General features: G+C 73.7%; 18 protein-coding genes, 1 pseudogene and 1 riboswitch. Of the genes and pseudogenes, 5 read left to right on the forward strand and 14 right to left on the reverse strand.

Annotation, left to right across the window (positions count from 1 at the left end; translation table 11 throughout):
• Positions 1-138: 138 nt before the first annotated feature.
• The 4 genes from ABZ719_RS03750 to ABZ719_RS03765 form a co-directional block, all read right to left on the reverse strand.
• The gene (locus tag ABZ719_RS03750) at positions 139-1,584 is read right to left on the reverse strand and encodes a glycine hydroxymethyltransferase (protein WP_366723615.1); all 1,446 of its coding nucleotides are present in this window, start codon (positions 1,582-1,584) and stop codon (positions 139-141) included.
• Positions 1,585-1,618: 34 nt separating this feature from the next.
• Positions 1,619-1,733, reverse strand: a riboswitch (ZMP/ZTP riboswitch).
• Positions 1,734-1,790: 57 nt separating this feature from the next.
• On the reverse strand, positions 1,791-1,988 hold the full coding sequence (locus ABZ719_RS03755) for a hypothetical protein (RefSeq protein ID WP_366723616.1): 198 nt from the start codon (positions 1,986-1,988) through the stop codon (positions 1,791-1,793).
• A 331-nt stretch (positions 1,989-2,319) separates the two neighbouring features.
• Positions 2,320-3,543, reverse strand: a complete 1,224-nt coding sequence (locus tag ABZ719_RS03760; RefSeq protein ID WP_366723617.1) for a glutathionylspermidine synthase family protein — start codon at positions 3,541-3,543, stop codon at positions 2,320-2,322.
• An 8-nt stretch (positions 3,544-3,551) separates the two neighbouring features.
• Entirely contained in the window at positions 3,552-3,908 is a 357-nt protein-coding gene (locus ABZ719_RS03765; RefSeq protein WP_366723618.1) for a hypothetical protein, read from the reverse strand.
• A 223-nt stretch (positions 3,909-4,131) separates the two neighbouring features.
• On the opposite strand from ABZ719_RS03765, the gene ABZ719_RS03770 reads away from it, so the two are divergent.
• Positions 4,132-4,998, forward strand: coding sequence for a hypothetical protein (locus ABZ719_RS03770; RefSeq protein ID WP_366723758.1), 867 nt, complete (start codon positions 4,132-4,134; stop codon positions 4,996-4,998).
• A 140-nt stretch (positions 4,999-5,138) separates the two neighbouring features.
• On the opposite strand, the gene ABZ719_RS03775 is transcribed toward ABZ719_RS03770, so the two are convergent.
• Entirely contained in the window at positions 5,139-6,527 is a 1,389-nt protein-coding gene (locus tag ABZ719_RS03775) for a PLP-dependent aminotransferase family protein (RefSeq protein WP_366723619.1), read from the reverse strand.
• A 47-nt stretch (positions 6,528-6,574) separates the two neighbouring features.
• On the opposite strand from ABZ719_RS03775, the gene ABZ719_RS03780 reads away from it, so the two are divergent.
• The 3 genes from ABZ719_RS03780 to ABZ719_RS03790 are packed head-to-tail and all read left to right on the forward strand — an operon-like array spanning position 6,575 to position 8,309.
• The gene (locus ABZ719_RS03780) at positions 6,575-7,075 is read left to right on the forward strand and encodes a carboxymuconolactone decarboxylase family protein (RefSeq protein ID WP_366723620.1); all 501 of its coding nucleotides are present in this window, start codon (positions 6,575-6,577) and stop codon (positions 7,073-7,075) included.
• Positions 7,072-7,515, forward strand: a complete 444-nt coding sequence (locus ABZ719_RS03785; RefSeq protein WP_366723621.1) for a carboxymuconolactone decarboxylase family protein — start codon at positions 7,072-7,074, stop codon at positions 7,513-7,515. Before ABZ719_RS03780 ends, ABZ719_RS03785 begins: the two co-directional genes overlap by 4 nt.
• Complete coding sequence (locus ABZ719_RS03790) at positions 7,512-8,309, forward strand: isocitrate lyase/phosphoenolpyruvate mutase family protein (RefSeq protein WP_366723622.1); 798 nt, start codon at positions 7,512-7,514, stop codon at positions 8,307-8,309. Before ABZ719_RS03785 ends, ABZ719_RS03790 begins: the two co-directional genes overlap by 4 nt.
• 229 nt (positions 8,310-8,538) lie before the next feature.
• Here the strand turns inward: ABZ719_RS03790 and ABZ719_RS03795 are convergent, their stop codons facing one another.
• The 9 genes and pseudogenes from ABZ719_RS03795 to ABZ719_RS03835 all read right to left on the reverse strand — a co-directional run bounded on the left by ABZ719_RS03795 (position 8,539) and on the right by ABZ719_RS03835 (position 17,896).
• On the reverse strand, positions 8,539-9,567 hold the full coding sequence (locus ABZ719_RS03795; protein WP_366723623.1) for a hypothetical protein: 1,029 nt from the start codon (positions 9,565-9,567) through the stop codon (positions 8,539-8,541).
• 12 nt (positions 9,568-9,579) lie between these two features.
• On the reverse strand, positions 9,580-9,933 hold the full coding sequence (locus ABZ719_RS03800) for a hypothetical protein (protein WP_366723624.1): 354 nt from the start codon (positions 9,931-9,933) through the stop codon (positions 9,580-9,582).
• Positions 9,917-11,686, reverse strand: coding sequence for a hypothetical protein (locus ABZ719_RS03805; protein ID WP_366723625.1), 1,770 nt, complete (start codon positions 11,684-11,686; stop codon positions 9,917-9,919). Before ABZ719_RS03805 ends, ABZ719_RS03800 begins: the two co-directional genes overlap by 17 nt.
• A gap of 247 nt (positions 11,687-11,933) precedes the next feature.
• On the reverse strand, positions 11,934-12,923 hold the full coding sequence (locus ABZ719_RS03810) for a malate dehydrogenase (protein WP_037860984.1): 990 nt from the start codon (positions 12,921-12,923) through the stop codon (positions 11,934-11,936).
• A 509-nt stretch (positions 12,924-13,432) separates the two neighbouring features.
• Positions 13,433-14,824, reverse strand: coding sequence for a DUF2690 domain-containing protein (locus ABZ719_RS03815; protein ID WP_366723759.1), 1,392 nt, complete (start codon positions 14,822-14,824; stop codon positions 13,433-13,435).
• A gap of 252 nt (positions 14,825-15,076) precedes the next feature.
• Positions 15,077-15,424, reverse strand: a pseudogene (locus ABZ719_RS03820) (helix-turn-helix transcriptional regulator); the annotation flags it as partial.
• Between the two features lie 225 nt (positions 15,425-15,649).
• Positions 15,650-16,204 carry a helix-turn-helix transcriptional regulator gene (locus tag ABZ719_RS03825; protein ID WP_366723626.1) on the reverse strand — a complete coding sequence of 185 codons (555 nt, stop codon included), beginning with the start codon at positions 16,202-16,204 and terminating at the stop codon, positions 15,650-15,652.
• Between the two features lie 296 nt (positions 16,205-16,500).
• Positions 16,501-17,028, reverse strand: coding sequence for a DUF3017 domain-containing protein (locus ABZ719_RS03830; protein WP_366723760.1), 528 nt, complete (start codon positions 17,026-17,028; stop codon positions 16,501-16,503).
• A 13-nt stretch (positions 17,029-17,041) separates the two neighbouring features.
• A complete protein-coding gene (locus tag ABZ719_RS03835; protein ID WP_366723627.1) occupies positions 17,042-17,896 on the reverse strand; it encodes a bifunctional methylenetetrahydrofolate dehydrogenase/methenyltetrahydrofolate cyclohydrolase in 855 nt (284 codons plus the stop codon).
• A 262-nt stretch (positions 17,897-18,158) separates the two neighbouring features.
• Here ABZ719_RS03835 and ABZ719_RS03840 point away from each other — a divergent pair, with 262 nt between their 5' ends.
• The gene (locus ABZ719_RS03840) at positions 18,159-18,722 is read left to right on the forward strand and encodes a hypothetical protein (RefSeq protein WP_366723628.1); all 564 of its coding nucleotides are present in this window, start codon (positions 18,159-18,161) and stop codon (positions 18,720-18,722) included.
• Positions 18,723-18,815 lie beyond the last annotated feature (93 nt).

The raw sequence follows: 18,815 nt of genomic DNA on the forward strand, positions 1-18,815 counted from the left end.
GCCGGAAACAGGTCGGAACCGAATCGTCCGCCGCGCTGTGACAAGAGCCCGGCGCGCGCCGGGCTCTTGTCACAACCGGCCGACCGGTGAGGACCACCGGCCCCGCGGACACCCGTCGCGCGGGGCGGATCGCCCGGGTCAGCCGAGGTCGATCTCCGGGTAGAGCGGGAAGCCCGCCACGAGGTCCGTCGCCCGGTGGGCGACCTCCTCCGCGATCTTCGGGTCGAGCACGTGCTGGGCCTTGGAAGGGGCGCCCTTGCCGGTGGTGCCGGGCTCGGTGGCCGTCAGGACGCGGTCGATCAGGCCCGCGACCTCGTCCATCTCGGCGGTGCCCAGGCCCCGGGTGGTCAGGGCCGGCGTACCGATGCGGACACCGGAGGTGTACCAGGCGCCGTTGGGGTCCGCGGGGATCGCGTTGCGGTTGGTGACGATGCCGGACTCGAGCAGCGCGGCCTCGGCCTGGCGGCCGGTGAGACCGTAGGAGGAGGCGACGTCGATCAGGTTCAGGTGGTTGTCGGTGCCGCCGGTCACGAGGGTGGCGCCCCGGCGCATCAGGCCTTCGGCGAGGGCGCGGGAGTTGTCGACGATCCGCTGGGCGTAGTCCTGGAAGGAGGGCTGCCGGGCCTCGGCCAGGGCCACGGCCTTGGCGGCCATGACGTGCGGGAGCGGGCCGCCCAGGACCATGGGGCAGCCGCGGTCGACCTGGTCCTTGAGGGAGTCGTCGCACAGGACCATGCCGCCGCGGGGGCCGCGCAGGGACTTGTGGGTGGTGGTGGTGACGATCTGGGCGTGCGGCACCGGGTCGAAGTCACCGGTGAGGACCTTGCCGGCGACGAGACCGGCGAAGTGGGCCATGTCGACCATGAGCGTGGCGCCGACCTCGTCGGCGATCTCGCGCATGATCCGGAAGTTCACGAGCCGGGGGTAGGCGGAGTAGCCGGCGACGATGATCAGCGGCTTGAACTCGCGGGCGGTGGCGCGCAGGGCCTCGTAGTCGAGGAGGCCGGTGGCCGGGTCGGTGCCGTAGGAGCGCTGGTCGAACATCTTGCCGGAGATGTTCGGGCGGAAGCCGTGGGTGAGGTGGCCGCCGGCGTCCAGGGACATGCCGAGCATGCGCTGGTTGCCGAAGGCCTGGCGCAGCTCGGCCCAGTCGGCGTCGGTGAGGTCGTTGACCTGGCGGGCGCCCGCCTTCTCCAGGAAGGGCACCTCGACCCGGGCGCCGAGGACGGCCCAGAAGGCGACGAGGTTGGCGTCGATGCCGGAGTGCGGCTGGACGTAGGCGTGGCGGGCGCCGAAGAGTTCCTTGGCGTGCTCGGCGGCCAGCGACTCGACGGTGTCGACGTTGCGGCAGCCGGCGTAGAAGCGGCGGCCGATGGTGCCCTCGGCGTACTTGTCGCTGAACCAGTTGCCCATGGCCAGCAGGGTGGCCGGGGAGGCGTAGTTCTCGGAGGCGATCAGCTTGAGCATCTCGCGCTGGTCGGTGACCTCCTGGCCGATGGCGTCGGCGACGCGCGGCTCGACGGCGCGGATCACGTCCAGTGCGGCGCGGAAGGCGGTGGACTCGGTGGAGAGGGGCGCAGACATCTCGGGGACCTCCGGACGTGGCGTTCGGCGTTCACGGTACGGCCCAGGCGCACGGCACACGTTCTGCTCGGGCCGCTTCCCGATGGTCGGTCCATCTTCGGGTCCCCGGCACCACGCCAGGGCCCAGCGCGCCAGTCACGGCCCGCAGGTCAGCCTACCGGGCGGCCCGCACGGTCACGCCGCGGCGTCCACCATGCGAGCGGGGGTCAGGCGCCGGGGGCCTCGGTGACGCGCCAGTGGCCGACCTCCTGGTAGGCGGAGTCGTGGATCGGCGAGCCGTCGCCAGGGACGAGTGCGTAGTGGTGGAGGTTGCCGCCCCAGTACCGCAGGATGCGGCCCAGTTCGCGGGCCTTGTCCTCGGCCGGCAGCGCGTCGTCCACCGTGACTTCGAGCAGGAACTTCACGTCCGTCGTCTCCCCTCTGGCGAGGCCCGGACGCACGGGTGTCCGGGCCTGTGTGAGCCTGTGGTCTCCATTGTTTCATTGAGGTGCTTCTTGAGACTTCGGACGCCTTTCCGGCTGACCGAACAGAGCCAGGACCCAGAAAGTCTCAAAAGGGAGGGAAGGGCTGGATGGAGGGACGGTGGAGGGGGCTGGGGAGCCGGGTCCGGGTGCGCCGCGCCGGGCCGGCGCGGTCGGCGGGGAGGGCCGGGAGCGCGCCGGACCGGCCGCCGGGGCCGGGGCCGCACGGCTGTCCGCACGCCCCGGCCATGTCACGCGGCCGTGCCGCGTGCGGTCACAGGATCACGTGCGGGAGGAATCGCGCGTACTCGTCGGTGATCGGACCGGACGACTCGCGGATGCCGAGGCCGGCGGACTCGTCCTCGACGACCCAGGCGCCGAGGACCACGTGGTTGCCGTCGAAGGCGGGCAGCGGGGCGAGGGCCTGGTAGCAGCAGGGTTCGTCACGCGGGACGGGTGCGGCGCCCGGTGCGTGCAGGGTCACGCCGGCGCCCTCGCGGCCGAGCAGCGGTTTGGCGGCGTAGCCGGTGGTGTCCGCCAGTTCGCGCGGGCCGTCGAGGTAGGCGGGGAGCAGGTTCGGGTGGCCGGGATACAGCTCCCAGAGGATCGCCAGCAGCGCCTTGTTGCTCAGCAGCATCTTCCAGGCGGGCTCGATCCACAGGGTGGAGCCGGTGCCGCCGCCGTTGTCGAGGGTGTCCAGGACGTGCCCCGCGAAGCGGTCGGTGGTCAGCCACTCCCAGGGGTAGAGCTTGAAGATGCTGCGGATGAAACGCAGGCCGTTGTCGACGAAGCGGCCGGACAGCGGGTCCCAGCCGATCTCCTCCATGGAGATCCACTCGGTGTCCAGCCCCGCCTGCTCGGCGGTCTCCTTCAGGTAGGCGACCGTCATCAGGTCCTCCCCGAGTTCGTCCTCGGCGGAGTGCGCGAAGTGCAGCGGGCTGCCCGGCGGGAGCAGACGGGCCTGTTTCCGCCAGGCGGCGACGAGGCGGTCGTGCAGGGAGTTCCACTGGTCGGCGCCCGGGAAGCGGTCCTCCATCCAGAACCACTGGGGCGAGGCGGCCTCGACCAGGGAGGTCGGGGTGTCCGCGTTGTACTCCAGCATCTTGGCCGGACCCGTGCCGTCGTAGCGCAGGTCGAACCGACCGTAGACGGAGGGGAGTTCGGCGCGCCGGTGCCAGGCCTCGGTGACGGCCGCGGCGACCCGGGGGTCGGTGATGCCGAGGTCGGCGAAGCGGCCGGTGGTGACGATGTGGCCGGCCGCGGCCAGGCACATGCGGTGCAGTTCCTCGACCACGTCCTCCAGCGCCTCCACCTCGGGGAGCGTGAAGACGTAGCAGGCGCTCTCGTCCCAGTAGGGCACCCAGGCGTCGGCGGGGACGGGGGTCCCCGCGGCGCGGGCGGCCTCGAAGTCCGGTGGGAGGGTGAGCGGGTAGATCAGTCCCTGCGCCTCGACGGTCTGCTGCCAGCCGGGCCGGGGTTCGAGGGTGCGGCGTTCCATGCCCGGCCTCAGCCGCCGGACGAGCCGTGGCCGCCGCCGAAGCCGCCGCGGTCGACACCGCCGTGGCCGCCGCCGGAACCGGATCCCGATCCGCCGGAGCCCTTGCGCGGCTTGGTGAACGAGCCGCCCTCGACCCAGCCGCCGCTCTTCTTGCCGCCGTAGTACCAGGTGGCGTGGGAGGAGGACTTGGCGGACTTGCAGTTCTTGTCGGCGATGACCCGGTAGCCCTTGGAGAGCGAGTAGCTGTCGCGGTCGACGCACCGCTTGTCCGGGTCGGAGGAGCAGGCGGTGAGCGCGCCGGCGAGCAGTCCCATGCCGCCGAGCACGACCGCTCCCGAGCGAAGTCTGCGACGTGTTTCCGCCATGTCCGTGTCTCCCCGTTGCCGTTGTCGTGGCCGTGGCTTTTGCCGTGGGTGGCTGGTGCCGCCGGTGCCGTGGCCGTTCCTGTCGCCGTCGTCCGCCGGGCCGGGTTGCGTTTGGCCGGTTCCTGTCAGACGCGGCGTCCGACAGCCTAGAGAGCGGTGAGAACACCGGTGCGGGCGGCCCCGCCCTCGCGCGCTCCCCTACAGTCGCTTCGTGCTCTTTGGAATGGTGTGCGCGCTCGGCGCGGCGGTGTGTTTCGGTACGGCGACGGTTTTCCAGGCGGTCGCCGCCCGGGCCGCGGCCGGTGCGGGCGACGGGGAGTCGGGGGCGGCCGGGGACGCGGCGCTGCTGCTGCGGGCGCTGCGGCAGTGGCGGTACCTGCTGGGCCTCGGTCTGGACGGTCTCGGGTTCCTCCTGCAGATCGTGGCCCTGCGGTCCCTGCCGATCTACGCCGTGGGCGCCGCGCTGGCCTCCAGCCTGGCGGTGACGGCGGTGGTGGCGGCGCGGCTGCTGCGAGTGCGGCTGAGCGGCACCGAGTGGGCCGCGGTGGGGGTGGTCTGCGCCGGCCTGGGCATGCTCGGGCTGGCGTCCGGCGCCGAGGGCCACCAGGCCGGTTCCGCCGCGCTGAAGTGGGCGATGCTCGCGGCCGGTCTGGCCGTGCTGGCCCTGGGCGCGGTCGCCGGCCGTCTGCCCGAACGGGGCCGGGCGCTGCTGCTCGGCCTGGGGGCGGGCCTCGGTTTCGGCGTGGTGGAGGTGACGGTGCGGCTGATCGACTCGCTCGCTCCGGCGACGCTGTTCACCAACCCGGCGACGTACGCCCTCGTTCTGGGCGGGGGCGCGGCCTTCCTGCTGCTCACCACCGCTCTCCAGCGCGGCTCGGTGACGACGGCCACCGCGGGCCTGGTCATCGGCGAGACGATCGGCCCGGCGGCGGTCGGCGTGGTGTGGCTCGGGGACCGCACCCGCGACGGCCTGGCCTGGCTGGCGGTGCTCGGTTTCGCGGTGGCGGTGGCCGGGGCGCTGGCGCTGGCCCGGTTCGGGGAGGCGCCGGTGCAGGAGACGGCCGAGCGGGAGACCGCCGGGTCGGCCTGAGCCCGGCCCGCCGGCGGGCACGTGCCCGCGCGCCGCTCACGGCGGGCACGTCGTCGCCGCGGTCACGGCAGGACCCGCCGCGCGCCGCTCACGGCGGGCGCCCGGTCACCGTCATCACGGCGGGCGCGCCGTCACCGAGATCACGGCAGGACCCGGCACAGCGCGTCCAGGGCTGCCGTCCAGGCGTGGTCCGGTGGGGTGCCGTAGCCGACGACCAGGGCGTCCAGGGGCGGCACGGTGGCTGCCTCGTGGCGGAAGCGGGTGAGGCCGTAGAGGGCGAGGTCCTGCCAGGCGGCCGCCTGGACCACTCCCTGCTCGGTGCCCGCGGGCAGGCGCAGGACGGCGTGCAGGCCGGCGGCGATGCCGGTGGGACGGACCAGCGGGGCGCGGGCGGCCAGCGCCTCGACCAGGGCGTCACGGCGGCGGCGGTAGCGCAGGCGGGCCGCGCGCACATGGCGGTCGTAGGCGCCGGAGGTGATGAACTCCGCCAGGGTCAGCTGGTCGAGCACGCCCGAGACCTCCGCGTGGCCCTTGGCCCCGGCCGCCGCCACCGCCAGCGACGGCGGCAGCACCATCCAGGCCAGGCGCAGCCCGGGGGCCAGGGACTTGCTCGCCGTGCCGAGGTAGACGACGTGGTCGGGGTCGAGTCCCTGGAGGGCGCCGACCGGCTGGCGGTCGTAGCGGAACTCGCCGTCGTAGTCGTCCTCCAGGATCAGCCCGCCGGTGCGCCGCGCCCAGTCGGTGACGGCGGCGCGCCGGCCGGGCGGCAGCGCCACGCCCATCGGGAACTGGTGCGAGGGGGTGAGCAGGACCGCTCCGGTGTCCGCGGGGTCACCGATGACGGTGCCGTGGTCGTCGAAGGGCAGCGGGCGGGTGCGCAGCCCGGACCGGTGCAGGATGTCCCAGTGCAGGTCCAGGCCGTAGGACTCGACGGCGACGGTGGTCGTCCCGCGCTCGCGCAGGACCTCGCCGAGGATCCGCAGCCCGTGGGCGAACCCGGCGCAGACCACGATGTGTTCGGGGTCGGTCCGTACGCCGCGCGCCCGGGCGAGGTAGCCGGCGAGGGCGGTGCGCAGTTCGGGACGGCCGCGCGGGTCGCCGTAGCCGAGGGCGTCGTGGGGGGCGGTGGTCAGCGCGCGGCGGGCGGCCTTGAGCCACTCGGCGCGGGGGAAGGAGGCCAGGTCGGGGCTGCCGGGGCGCAGGTCGTGCCGGGGACGGTGGGGGGTGCGGCGCGGGCCGGGCGGCGTGCCGGGCGGGGCCGCCGGCGCCCGGTCCGCGACGCGGGTGCCCGAGCCCTGGCGGGCGGTGAGCCATCCCTCGGCGACGAGGTCGGCGTAGGCGTCGGCGACCGTGTTGCGGGCGAGGCCCAGGTCGGCGGCGAGGCTGCGGGAGGAGGGCAGCCGGGTGCCGGGGGCGAGGCGGCCGGTGCGGACGGCCTCGCGCAGGGCGTCGGTCAGCCCGCGGCGCACACCCGGTCCGGAGGGTTCCAGATGGAGGTCGATGCCCAGAGTGGCCCACGTTCTTGCCATGGAAATGGACCATACTCCTGGGACGCCTGCCGCCTAGGGTCGACCGCATGACCACTGAAGAGGAAAACGCCGAGTACGCCACCGAGCAGGCGCCCCGGATGAGCTGGGCCCAGCACGCTCCCGAGGTCTACAAGGCGATGATCCGCCTGGACACCGCCGCGAAGCGGGGGCTGGAGCCCCGGCTGTACGAACTGGTGAAGATCCGGGCCTCGCAGATCAACCACTGCGCCTTCTGCCTCGACATGCACACCAAGGACGCGCTCGCCGCGGGCGAGAGCGTCGAGCGGATCGTGCAGCTCAGCGCGTGGGAGGAGTCGCGGCACTTCTACACGGAGAAGGAGCTGGCGGCGATCGAGCTGACGGAGGCGATCACCGTCCTGACCGACGGCTTCGTGCCGGACGCGGTGTACGAGAAGGCGGCCAAGCACTTCGAGGAGGCGGAGCTGGCCCAGCTGATCGCCGCCGTCGCCGTGATCAACGCCTGGAACCGGTTCGGCGTGACCACGCGCATGACGCCGGGCCACTACCAGCCGGGGCAGCACAAGTGAACCGTTCGCAGGCGCTGGACCCGCAGGTGTTCCAGGCGATGTCCGCGCTGAGCGCGGCGGCGAAGAAGGGGCTGGGCGACCCGGTCCTCGCCGAGCTGGTCATGATCCGGGCCTCGCAGGTCAACCACTGCGCCTTCTGCCTGGACATGCACCTCCGGCTCGCCCGGAAGAACGGCGAGTCGGAGGACCGGATCCAGTTCCTCAACGCCTGGGAGGAGGCCGAGGGCCTCTACACCGGGCGTGAGCGCGCCGCGCTGGCCCTGACCGAGGCGGTCACCGTCCTGACCGACGGCTTCGTGCCGGACGCGGTGTACGAGGAGGCCGCCGAGCACTTCGAGGAGGCCGAACTCGCCCATCTCATCGCGCTGATCACCGTCATCAACGGCTGGAACCGCCTGATGGTCAGCCGCCGTGTCCCGCCCGGAGGCCTCCAGAAGTGAACACGGACGCGAGTTCCGACGCGGAGCGGGCCCGGGACGGGGCGGACGCCTTCCGCGCCCTGCACCACGGGCGGCTGCCCGACGATCCCCTGGTCCTGCCGGGCCCCTGGGACGCGGCCAGCGCGCGGGTGTTCGCCGAGGCCGGGTTCCCGGCGCTCGCCACGCCCAGCGCCGGGGTCGCCGCCTGTCTCGGCCACGCGGACGGGGCCACCCCGGCGCAGGAGATGTTCGCCGCGGTGGCGCGCATCGCCCGGGCCGTGGACGTACCGGTGTCGGCGGACGTCGAGGACGGTTACGGGCTCCCGGCCGGGGAGCTGGTGGAGCGGCTGCTGGAGGCGGGGGCCGTGGGCTGCAACCTGGAGGATTCGCGCGGCGGCGCCCTCAAGGACCCGCACGAGCAGGCCGAGTTCCTCGCCGAGGTGCGTTCGGCCGCCGGGGACCGGCTGTTCGTGAACGCACGCGTCGACACCTTCGTGCACGGCGACGGTGATCCCGGACAGGCCATCCGCCGGGCCGCGTTGTACGTGGCGGCGGGCGCCGACTGCGTGTATCCGATCCTCGCCCCGGTGGACGTCCTGCCCCTGCTGCGGGCCGGGATCCAGGGCCCGCTGAACGTGCTGGCCCGGCTGGACGGCGCCGGCCCCTCGCCCGCGGAGCTGGGCGGTCTCGGGGCCACCCGGATCACTTTCGGGCCGGGGCTCCAGCGACGGGCCGCGCAGGCGCTGCGCGGCATCGCGGACGAGCTGCGCGGGAGCGGCGCCGGGCTGCCCGGGAGCACCGGCGAGCGGGGGTGACCCGGCTCGGGGCAGCCGCTTGCCCCGCCCGGGCCCGGACGGACCCGGACGGACCCGGGCCGCCGGGCGGGACGGGGGCACGGGCCGCCGGGCGGACGGGAGGGGGACGGGCCGCCCCGCGTGGGTCCGCAGGGCGGGAGCGCAGAGGGCCGGCGGGCCGGGGCAGCTCGCACAGGACGGGCCGGCCCGTTGAGGGCGGGGCGGGGCAGTTCCTCGGGGGCGGGGTGGGTCAGCTCGTGGGGGTGGGTGCCTGGCACACCGTGTCGGGCGGGCAGAACCAGTCCAGCGCGGTGGTGAGGTCCCGCAGTTCGCCGTCCGCTCCGTCGGCGTCGGGCCCGTAGGAGGCGATCGCGTAGATCTTGCCGTCGGCGGCGCGGAAGCGCTCGTCGAAGACGTGCCAGGTGCCGATGTCCGGCTCGCCCTTGAGGGCGGCGGCGACGTACTCCATGCGGGTCCCGCTCACGCCGTCGCCGTCCACGTGGTCCAGCGCGAGTTTCTTGAAGCCGCGGGGCTTGGGGACCTCGTCGGAGAGGTACAGCTGGAAGGACGCGTCGGGCGAGGTCTCCGCCACCTCGTACACCTGGATCCGCCGGTCGCCCGAGCCGCTGCGGTAGTTGACGACGTCCATCCCGAACTGGGAACCGACGGTCTGGCGCCCCCAGCCCTCGGGCACGGCGATCCGGAATCCCTCCGGGTCGTCCTCCAGCGCGTAGCCGGTCGGCGGTTCCGTCGCGGTGGGGGACGGACTGGCGCTGGTGACCTCCTCGGAGACGTCCGCCGAGGGCGACGGCTCGGGCGCCGTGGACGCGGCGGAGGTGCTCACGACCGGCGCGCCCTTGCCGTCGTCACCCCCGCCGCCGAAGCCCAGCGTCACCACCAGGCTGACGACGACCCCGACTCCGGCGGCCGCGACGAGCACGGTCCAGACGGTACGGCGGCTGTACCCGCCGGGCGCGGCGGGAGCGGCCGGCGGGCCCGGCGCGGTGACCACCGTCGGCGGGCCGGGCGGACTCGACGCCGTCGGGGTGGCCGGTGGGCCGGCCGACGGGGCCGAGGGCACCGGCGCGGTGGGCGGTTCCGTCGCGGTCCGGTGGACGCCGGACGCGTCGGGGTCCAGGACCGGGCCGGGTGCCGCCACGTCCGGCGCGTGGGCCGGCCGGGCGGGCGGCGGCGGGGTGACCGCCGCGGCCGTGTCCCGGTCGCCGTTCTCCCAGCGCTGGGTCTCTTCGTTCCAGTACCGCCCGCCCCCGTTCGTCACGCCGTGCTCCTCTCACATCCCGAGCAGGCCGGCCACGGCCCCGGCCGACGCGAACAGGGTCAGTACGGCCTGGGCGTCGGTGAGCAGCTCGCGCAGCCGCTGCCGCCGGCTCTCCCCGGCGGTGCCGGTGCGGGTGATCTCGTCCTCGGTGTCGGCCAGGGTGGCGGCCAGGGCCCGGGTCTGGTCGGTGTCGCGGACCCGGCCCAGGTCGGCGCGCAACTCCCGTACCGCTGCCAGCAGTTCCTCGGCGGCGGGGTCGCGCGGGGCCGCGTGGTGGTGGCTCTCGGCGTGCGCGTGGCTGCCGATGGCGAAGGTGCTGTGGGAGACGTCGCCGATGCTGACGCCCGGCTCATCCGGACTGGTCATCGCTGCCGGTTCCCTTCTGCGGTGCGGGACCGCCGGTGGTCGGGGAGGTGGTGGGCCGTGGGGGCGCTCCGCTCGTCGCGGAGTGCGCCTGGGCGTGGGTGCCGATCGCGAACGTACTGCCCGCCACGGAGTCGATGTGCACCCCGCCGTTACTGATGTTGACGACCTTCTGCACGAACTCGCCCGTCTGGTAGCCGTGTTCGCTCAGGGCCGTACGGACGCCGTGGGCGATGCGGTCCTGGATGCTGCGCAGGTAGCGGTCGACGTCCATCTGCTGGAACAACGACCCGGAGGCCGCCGCGCCCAGCTCCCGCACGGACACCGCCGGTCCGTCGGGCAGGGCGTTGCCGTAGCCGCCCGTGGCCAGCCGCCAGGCGTGACCGGCGGCCTGGCAGAGGGTGACGAGGGAACGCACCGCCGAGGCGGGGACCTGTCCGGCGGCCCAGGTGATCCTGCCGAAGACACTGTTGTTGCGGAACTGGTGGGCCATCCGGTCGGCGTCCTTGAAGTCCTCACGGACCGGCATCAGCACATGAGGTGCGATCTCCAGCATGAGCATGCGGCCCTGGGTGTGGACGCGCACGTACACGGTGACGACCAGTTCCTCCTCCCAGCCGCCGACCCGCACCCGCAGGAAGTGCCGTCTCTTCTCGGCGCCCTCCTCGACGGCCCGCTCCCGGTGTTCCTCGAAGGCCCTCCGGTCGTAGGGGGCGTCCTCGCGGCGGGTCAGGCCCTCGGCGGGCAGGAACACGCACTCGTCCAGTTCGAGCCGGCGCAGCCGGTCGCGCACCGCGTGCCCGGCGTACTCCGGAGGCAGCCGCAGCCCCTCCAGGAGCGGGCGCACGGTGTCCAGGACCGTGCGGTTGCGCAGCGGACGCGGCTGCCGTCCTTCGACGGGCCGCATCTCGACGGCGAGCACCCAGGTGTCGTGGGCCCGTCCCGCGCCGCAGAACGGACGGGTCTCGCGGTACATGATGAGCGGGGAGTGCTGTTCGAGCCGGATGCGCTCCTTCAGCCGCTGGAAGCGCGGGCTGTCCGCACGCTCCGCCGGGTCCGAGGCGGCGTCCGGGAACCGCCCCGGGGCCAGTTCGGCGCCCAGGGCCCGGGCGAACTGGCTGCGCTGGACGCCCGCGCAGACCGCGACGGCCAGGAACAGGACGAGGGCCAGCCAGGCCTGGAGCGCGCTCACCCTTTCGTGGCCGCCGGCCAGGCGGGACACGGAGGGCAGGAGGGTCAGCAGGAAGGCCTTGAACCCGGTGGCGTAGTAGGCGTCCTCCTCGCTGGAGAACGCGGCGACCACCGTGGCGAGCAGGAAGAGGCCGAACACCAGACGGCCGAGCCAGCGCATGGCGAACGCCGCCCCCCTGCGCGAGGCCGGCGTGCCGGGATCGTCGCTCCGGACGGCCACGCCCCCCGCGAGCAGCAGACTGGGCAGCAGATAGGCCACCATCGCCCCGCCGGTCAGCGGCCACCCCACGATCCACAGCCCCACGATCCCCGCCGCCCATCCCACCTCGACCCGGCGGGCGCGCAGGGCGTGGGCGAGGACCCGGGCCGCGTCGAAGCCCAGCGAGGGAGCGACGATGCGCTGCTCGTTGAGGTCCAGCTCCTCGATGACACGGTCTCGGTAGGCAGGGTCCAGGTAGGTGCCCGCGCACAGCAACCGGGTGGCCTCGCTGGCGTGCGGCGGTACGGACGGCGGCGCGTCCGGAGGCGTGGGCTGCGGTTGCTGGGGCACGAATGCGGTGCTCACGCGACTCCCCCGAGGTGTGAACGATGCTCTGTGCACGTGGTGCTGATGGGTCATCAGCATAGGGGCGCCTGAACTCGCGAGGGAAGCGAATTGTCAAGTGGGCACTATCGTGACAGCAGCCACATGCCGCCGTGGCCTCCTGCCGCGCCGCCGTCGTCCGGCGCACCGGACGGCGGAACGCGGCGCACACAGCTCACGGGCCCCGTTCCGGTGAACCGGAACGGGGCCCGTGAGCTGTGCCTGTGACTCAGATGAGGCCGAGGCCGCGGACCGCCTCGCGCTCCTCGGCCAGCTCCTTGACGGAGGCGTCGATGCGGGCGCGGGAGAAGTCGTTGATCTCCAGGCCCTGGACGATCTCGTACTTGCCGTCCTTGCAGGTGACCGGGAAGGAGGAGATCAGGCCCTCCGGGACGCCGTAGGAGCCGTCCGACGGGATGCCCATGGAGACCCAGTCGCCCTCAGCGGTGCCGTTGACCCAGGTGTGCACGTGGTCGATGGCGGCGTTGGCGGCGGAAGCGGCCGACGAGGCGCCACGGGCCTCGATGATGGCGGCGCCGCGCTTGGCGACGGTCGGGATGAAGTCCTCGGCCAGCCACTTCTCGTCGTTGACGACCTCGGCGGCGTTCTTGCCGGCGACCGTGGCGTGGAAGATGTCCGGGTACTGGGTGGCGGAGTGGTTGCCCCAGATGGTCAGGCGCTTGATGTCGGCGACCGTCGAGCCCGTCTTCTTCGCGAGCTGGGTCAGCGCGCGGTTGTGGTCGAGGCGGGTCATGGCGGTGAAGCGCTCGGCCGGTACGTCCGGGGCGGCGGCCTGGGCGATCAGCGCGTTGGTGTTGGCCGGGTTGCCGACGACCAGGACCTTGACGTCGTCCGCGGCGTGGTCGTTGATGGCCTTGCCCTGCGGCTTGAAGATGCCGCCGTTGGCCTCCAGGAGGTCACCGCGCTCCATGCCCTTGGTGCGCGGGCGGGCGCCGACGAGGAGGGCGACGTTGGTGCCGTCGAAGGCGACGTTCGGGTCGTCGCTGATGTCGATGCCCTGGAGCAGCGGGAACGCGCAGTCGTCCAGCTCCATGGCCGTGCCCTCGGCGGCCTTCAGGGCCGGCGTGATCTCCAGGAGGCGCAGCTTGACCGGCACGTCCGCGCCGAGCAGCTGGCCGGAGGCGATGCGGAAGAGCAGGGCGTAACCGATCTGGCCGGCCGCGCCGGTGACGGTGACGTTCACGGGAGTGCGGGTCATGGCGTTCTCCGTATGACAGCTGGCGGTCGGGGCGTCCCTGCCCCGGGGTGCAGGATCCCCGCGTCCGGTTGGCGGCCGTACGCCCACCGCGATGATCGATCAAGCGTGAGGATGATCGATCTCTCGGCGTCAAGAGAGATCCAGCGGTCAGGCTATCGCGCATCCGGCACCCCGCACGGCCGGGTCCCTGTGGCCCGTCCCACAGAGTGACCCGAGAAGGGCAGGTGACGGGGAGGGGAGGGGGGAGAGAGGGCACCGGAGGCGGCCGCCCGTCCGGGAGAGGAGAGACGAAGGCGGCCGCCGGATGGGGGTACCGGAGCACCGGACTCCCGTGGGGGTGAGGTGCAGGTGCCCCGAACGGCGGACCTCATGCACGCCGCACCGCCACTTCTTTCCGGTGTCCCGCTCCATGGCGCGCCCGCCACCTCCCTTCCGGCTCTTTCCGGGGTTCCGCTCCATGGCGCGCCCGACCCTGCGCTGCCGGGGCGGGCGCGCCGTCGCGGCGCCGCCTACCTCGTGCACCCCTGCTGGCCCGTCGCGAGCGTCACGCACACCGTCGCCTGGGCGGCGTCCTTCACGGGCAGCATCGGCGTGTACGCGATGGTGTCGCCCGGGGTCGCGAGCGTGTCGGACCGCGTCCGCGTGCCGACCGTGACCTTGACCTCGTCGCCCTGCGAAGCCTGCGTGATACGGCCCCAGGCGGCACCGCAGGTCTTGCTGTAGCGGACCTCGACGAGGGTCGTGCCCACGGTGACGCTGCGGTCCGTGGTCCCCCGCTCGCCACTGCACCCCATGGCCTCGGCGTCCTTGCCGGTGCAGCCGTCCCCGGCGCACTTCACGCCGGGCGGCAGGCTGGGGCCGGTGGTGGCGGACGGCGACGGGGACGCGGCCGCGCTCCCCGTCCTCGTCCCGCCGAAGCCGCCCGTGAAGTAGAAGACGACCCCGATCACCAGGAGCGTCACGGCCATGCCCGCGAAGAACATCGCCAGCTGCCGCCGGAACATCCCGCTGGGAGCGGGAGCCGGAGCGGAGGCGGGGACAAGGGCGGGGGCGGGCGCGGCTGTGGGAGAAACGCCGGTGCCGGCGCCGGGGGTGGCCGCGGTGCGGGTGCCGGGGACGGCGGCCGTTGCGGCGGCCGGAACGGCGGCTGCCGTCGTGCCGGGCGTGGGGGCGGCCGGGGGCGGGGGCGGGGGCGGTTCGACGCCGGGTGCGGTGGCCGCGCCGCCGGACTCGCGCTTCCCGCCCATCGGGGCCGGCCCCCGGTACCCGGCCACACCCCACGAGTTCACCTTCGGGGCCGGCCGGGCGGCCGGACCTGCGGGGGAGCCGGAATCCGCACCGGAACCCGAACCGGAAACGGACTCGGAGTCGGAGTCGGTGACCGCGTCGGTGTCGGCGTCGGCGTCGCCATGCGTCCCTTGCGCCCCGGCGGAGGACTTGACGACGGACGTCGCGGCGGTGCCGGCGCGGGACCCGGCGGCGGGAGCGGCCCCGGGAGCGGTGCGGGCGTCACCGTCGGCGCCGGTACGGGATCCGGACGCCGGCGCCGTCGCCCGCGGCCCCTGCGCGCGCGCCTCCCTCTCACGCGCCTCCCGCTCCCCCACGCCCCTCTCCCGCGCGTCCGCGTCGGACGCCGTCGGCTGCGGCGGAACCGTCGGGGACACCCCGGCCGGCCCCGCGATGCCCGCGAGGAGCCCGCCCGGCGTCTGGGCGCTCCCCCAGCGCGGCACCCTCACCTTGCCGCCGTTCGCCTTGCCGCCGTTCGCCCTGCCGCCGTTCGTCCTACCGTTGTCCGTCCTACCGTTCCTCGTCCGGCCGCCGTGCGCCTCGACCCCGTTCGCCGTGGCCCCCTTCGCCTCGACCCCGTTCGCCGTGGCCCCCTTCGCCTCGACCCCGTTCATCGTGATGCCGCTCGCCTCGACCCCGTTCACGTCGGTCCCACTCGCCGTGGTCCCGTTCACGTCGGTCCCCCGCGCCGTGGTCCCGCCCGCGTGCGTGCCCTTCGCATCCGTGCCGCCGGACGGCGTGCCCTTCGACGAGCCGCCCACCTGCGTGCCCTTCGACTGCGGGCCGCCCCCCTGCGGGCCGTTCGACGGACGACCGTTCGACTGGCGTCCGTCCGGCAGGGTGCCGTCGTCCTCCGTCCCCGGCGTGGGTGCGCCGAACTCCCCCAGCGCGGCGCGCGCCTGGGCGATACGGATGGCTTCCATGGTCCGGTCGTGGCGCAGCTCGGCGCGGCTCCAGGCACGCTCGGCCAGCTCCCACATCGTGGTCAGGTGGACCCGGTTGGTGTCGGTGACCTCGGCGAGCGCGACCACCGCGCCCTTGGGCGCCAGGAGCCGGCCGTTGAGGTAGCGCTCCCAGGACGTCCTGCTGTAGCCGGTGCGGTCGGCGAGCGCCGCGACACTGAGGCCGCCCCGGTCCACGAGCCGCCGCAACTGGCTCGCGAACTCCTTGACCTGCGGATCCAGATCCTCGGGCAAGGCCTTCCAACGAGGCATTGCTGCTTCCCCTCTTCCCCCCGGTACGTGCCGGTACTTCCCCGCGCGTGGTGCCCGTTCGGGCGGGGGCACGCGCCGTCGCGCTGACCGCCCGTGCCGGGGCCGCTCGTTCGGAGCAGGCCCCGCCGTCGGACGACTTCGTTCCAGATCCCTATTTTGTCAACACATCGACACACCACGGGACACACCCCGCCGGTGTCGCCTCATCGTCGGCCCGTCGTGGCGTCACCCCAGCGCGACGGCGCCCACGACCGCGGTCACCAACAGCGCGGCGAGCAGCGCGACGGCGTACACCAGCAGACGCCCGCCGGGCCCGCGTCGCGGCGCCCCCGGCCGCTCTTCCGGCCGGTCCCACCACGGAACGGTGGGAACCTCCTCGTAGGCCTCCCGCACCTCGCCGCCGGACCCGTCCGCCACCGGCGGCGCCACCGGAACCAGCACCTGCCCCTGTGCCTGGACCTGCGCGTGCGCCTGCGCGGGGACCGCAGCCGCCGTCGCGGTCGGCTTGGGCCAGACCTTGACGGCCATCTCCCAGCGCACGGTGTGGCGTTCGGCCTCCGCACCGGCCAGGCCCGCCACCCGGCACAGCGCGGCGACCGCCTGCCGGGGCGGGGGCTGGGTGGCGTTGAGGTAGCGCTGCCATGAGGACTTGCTGTACGCGGTGCGCGCACCGAGCGAGACCAGGCTGAGGCCGGTCCCGTCCTTGAGGAGGCGCAGTTGCTCCACGAAGTGCCGTACCTCCGGCGGCAGATCGTGCGGCAACGGCTGCCAGGCGCCCATCGCTCACCTCCCGGCGTCCCACGCCGCCGCTCGCCCTGCTGCTCGCGCTGCTCCCGCACCGCTCCTCGCGGCGAGTGACGACGCAGGCGCGGCGAACGGTTCCCACGCCGATCACGGACATGCCTGTGGCGAAGCGCGGACACCGTAGCGGAACAGTCACTTCCGTGCCACAGCGCGCGGACAGGCGTTGAACCGCCCCTTCCCGTCCCGCAGGGTTGATCCCGGCGGCGGCCCGTCCTGACTCGGGGGAGAGGATGGGCCGCCGTCACCCTACGCCCGAGGGTGTAGGGACCGCGTCAGCGGTTGCGGACCGTGTAGTGCAGTACGTCGTCCAGGAACGGGATCTCCAGCCACGGCCGGGGCTGCGCCATCAGGGCCAGCAGCACGATGACGACGCCGAGGATCCCGTAGGTCACGATGTCGGTGAACCGGGAGCGGACGGCGAGCATGCCGACGCGGGGCAGCGTCCAGCGCATCACCGCCCCGCCCAGCAGACCGGCGCCGACCAGCAGCAGGCCCACCCGGAACGCGTCGAGGGCGGTCACCAGCAGACCGATGCCGACCACGATCAGCACGGTGAGCAGCGGCCACTGCCGGGCGGGCGCCGGGGCGTCACCGGGGGCGGCCCGGCCGCCGCCCTCGGGGCGTGCGGTGTCCTTGGTGAACAAGGGGAAGCGGCGCGTGCCCCGGCGCGCACGGCGCTTGTGCTGCCCGGATCCGGCATCGGCCCCGGTCCCGGCCCTGGATCCGGGACCGGACCCGGAGCCCTCCCGGGCCTTCCGCCGGGCCGGTCCTCCGGACCCCTCCCCGGCCGTCTCGCGCACGGCGCCGCCCGCCTCAGCCGACACTGCGCTCCGCCGCCTCGACGACGTTCACCAGCAGCTGGGCCCGGGTCATCGGGCCGACGCCGCCGGGGTTCGGGGAGAGCCAGCCGGCCACCTCGGCGACGTCCGGGTGGACGTCCCCGACGATCTTGCCCTCGTCGTTGCGGGAGACGCCGACGTCGAGGACGGCGGCGCCCGGCTTGACGTCCTCGGCGCGGATCAGGTGCGGGGAACCGGCCGCGGCGACGATGATGTCGGCCCGCTTCAGGTGGGCGGACAGGTCACGGGTGCCGGTGTGGCACTGGGTGACCGTGGCGTTCTCGCTGCGGCGGGTGAGCAGCAGGGGCATCGGGCGGCCGATGGTGACGCCGCGGCCGACGACCACGACCTCGGCGCCCTTGATCTCCACGCCGTGGCGGCGCAGCAGGGTCAGCACGCCGTTGGGGGTGCAGGGCAGCGGGGCCGGCTCGTTGAGGACGAGGCGGCCGAGGTTCATCGGGTGCAGGCCGTCGGCGTCCTTGTCCGGGTCCATCAGTTCCAGGATCCGGTTCTCGTCGATGCCCTTGGGCAGGGGCAGTTGGACGATGTAGCCGGTGCAGGAGGGGTCCTCGTTCAGCTCGCGGACGGCCGCCTCGATCTCCTCCTGGGAGGCGGTGGCCGGAAGCTCGCGCTGGATGGAGGCGATGCCGACCTGGGCGCAGTCGCGGTGCTTGCCCGCGACGTACTTGCGGCTGCCGGGGTCGTCACCGACCAGGATCGTGCCGAGGCCGGGCGTGACGCCCTTCTCCTTCAGCGCCGCCACGCGGGCGGTCAGATCGGACTTGATCGCGGCTGCGGTGGCCTTGCCATCGAGAATCTGGGCGGTCATGGTCCCATCCTCGCGGATGACCGGCCCCCGGTTCCAATCAGGGCGGTCCGGCCGCCGCCCGTCGTGTGCTCCCATGATCGTGATGTTGCACTTGCACAACACATGACTGATACGACTGGACAAGTAAGCATTCGGTCAAGAACGATGAGCAGCACAGTGCCGCGGGCAGCTCATCGGGGGGACGGACCGCTTTCTGTAGACATCTCCTCCGTACGGTGCCGCGCGTCGTCCCCGCACTTGATCCACGGAGGAAACCACCGCCATGAGTTACGGCGACCCGAACAACCCCTACGGCGCCCCGCAGCAGCAGCCCGGTTACGGCCAGCCGCAGGGCCAGGCGCCCGGTTACGGCTACCCGCAGGCCCCGCCGCTGGGCCAGCAGCCCTACGGTGTCGGCGCCCCGCAGACCATGCCGGGCAACGTGAGCGCGGCCCGCGTGATGATGTGGGTGATCGTCGGCCTCCAGGTGATCGGCGCGGGCATCTTCGCCGTCGCGGCGGCCACCATCAACGCCGCCCAGAAGGACGACAGCCTCAAGGACAACTCCGCCTTCCAGCAGCTCGCCGACTACTCGACCGGCAGACTGTGGGCGCTGGTGGTCTTCGCGATCGCGTGGGGTGTGTTCGCGGCCGTGCTGGCCACCAAGTTCACCTCGGGCGGCAACGGTACCCGGATCACCCTCCTGGTCTTCGGCATCATCACCGCGGTGCTCGGCCTGTGGCCGTTCACGATCGTGGGCCTCGTCCACCTGGTCCTCGCGGTCCTGATCGCCTGTTTCGTCGGCGGTTCCAAGGGCAAGGCCTGGTTCAACCGCCCGCGCTACTGACCGGCGGACCGGCCGGACCGACCGTCCGACCATAGGACTGACCGGTTCACGCCATTCACCTCCAGGGCCGTGTCTCACCCCGTGCAAGGGGAG

The sequence above is a fragment of the Streptomyces sp. NPDC006743 genome, from assembly GCF_040703815.1.
Taxonomy (GTDB): domain Bacteria; phylum Actinomycetota; class Actinomycetes; order Streptomycetales; family Streptomycetaceae; genus Streptomyces.

Excerpts from the sequence above, each read along its gene's own strand:
- ABZ719_RS03810 (WP_037860984.1), bottom strand. The coding sequence starts at position 12,923 with ATGACCCGCACTCCCGTGAACGTCACCGTCACCGGCGCGGCCGGCCAG.
- ABZ719_RS03840 (WP_366723628.1), top strand. The coding sequence starts at position 18,159 with ATGAGTTACGGCGACCCGAACAACCCCTACGGCGCCCCGCAGCAGCAG.
- ABZ719_RS03780 (WP_366723620.1), top strand. The coding sequence starts at position 6,575 with ATGACCACTGAAGAGGAAAACGCCGAGTACGCCACCGAGCAGGCGCCC.
- ABZ719_RS03775 (WP_366723619.1), bottom strand. The coding sequence starts at position 6,527 with ATGGCAAGAACGTGGGCCACTCTGGGCATCGACCTCCATCTGGAACCC.
- ABZ719_RS03770 (WP_366723758.1), top strand. The coding sequence starts at position 4,132 with ATGGTGTGCGCGCTCGGCGCGGCGGTGTGTTTCGGTACGGCGACGGTT.
- ABZ719_RS03800 (WP_366723624.1), bottom strand. The coding sequence starts at position 9,933 with ATGACCAGTCCGGATGAGCCGGGCGTCAGCATCGGCGACGTCTCCCAC.
- ABZ719_RS03825 (WP_366723626.1), bottom strand. The coding sequence starts at position 16,204 with ATGGGCGCCTGGCAGCCGTTGCCGCACGATCTGCCGCCGGAGGTACGG.
- ABZ719_RS03815 (WP_366723759.1), bottom strand. The coding sequence starts at position 14,824 with ATGAACGGGGTCGAGGCGAAGGGGGCCACGGCGAACGGGGTCGAGGCG.
- ABZ719_RS03835 (WP_366723627.1), bottom strand. The coding sequence starts at position 17,896 with ATGACCGCCCAGATTCTCGATGGCAAGGCCACCGCAGCCGCGATCAAG.
- ABZ719_RS03750 (WP_366723615.1), bottom strand. The coding sequence starts at position 1,584 with ATGTCTGCGCCCCTCTCCACCGAGTCCACCGCCTTCCGCGCCGCACTG.
- ABZ719_RS03760 (WP_366723617.1), bottom strand. The coding sequence starts at position 3,543 with ATGGAACGCCGCACCCTCGAACCCCGGCCCGGCTGGCAGCAGACCGTC.
- ABZ719_RS03765 (WP_366723618.1), bottom strand. The coding sequence starts at position 3,908 with ATGGCGGAAACACGTCGCAGACTTCGCTCGGGAGCGGTCGTGCTCGGC.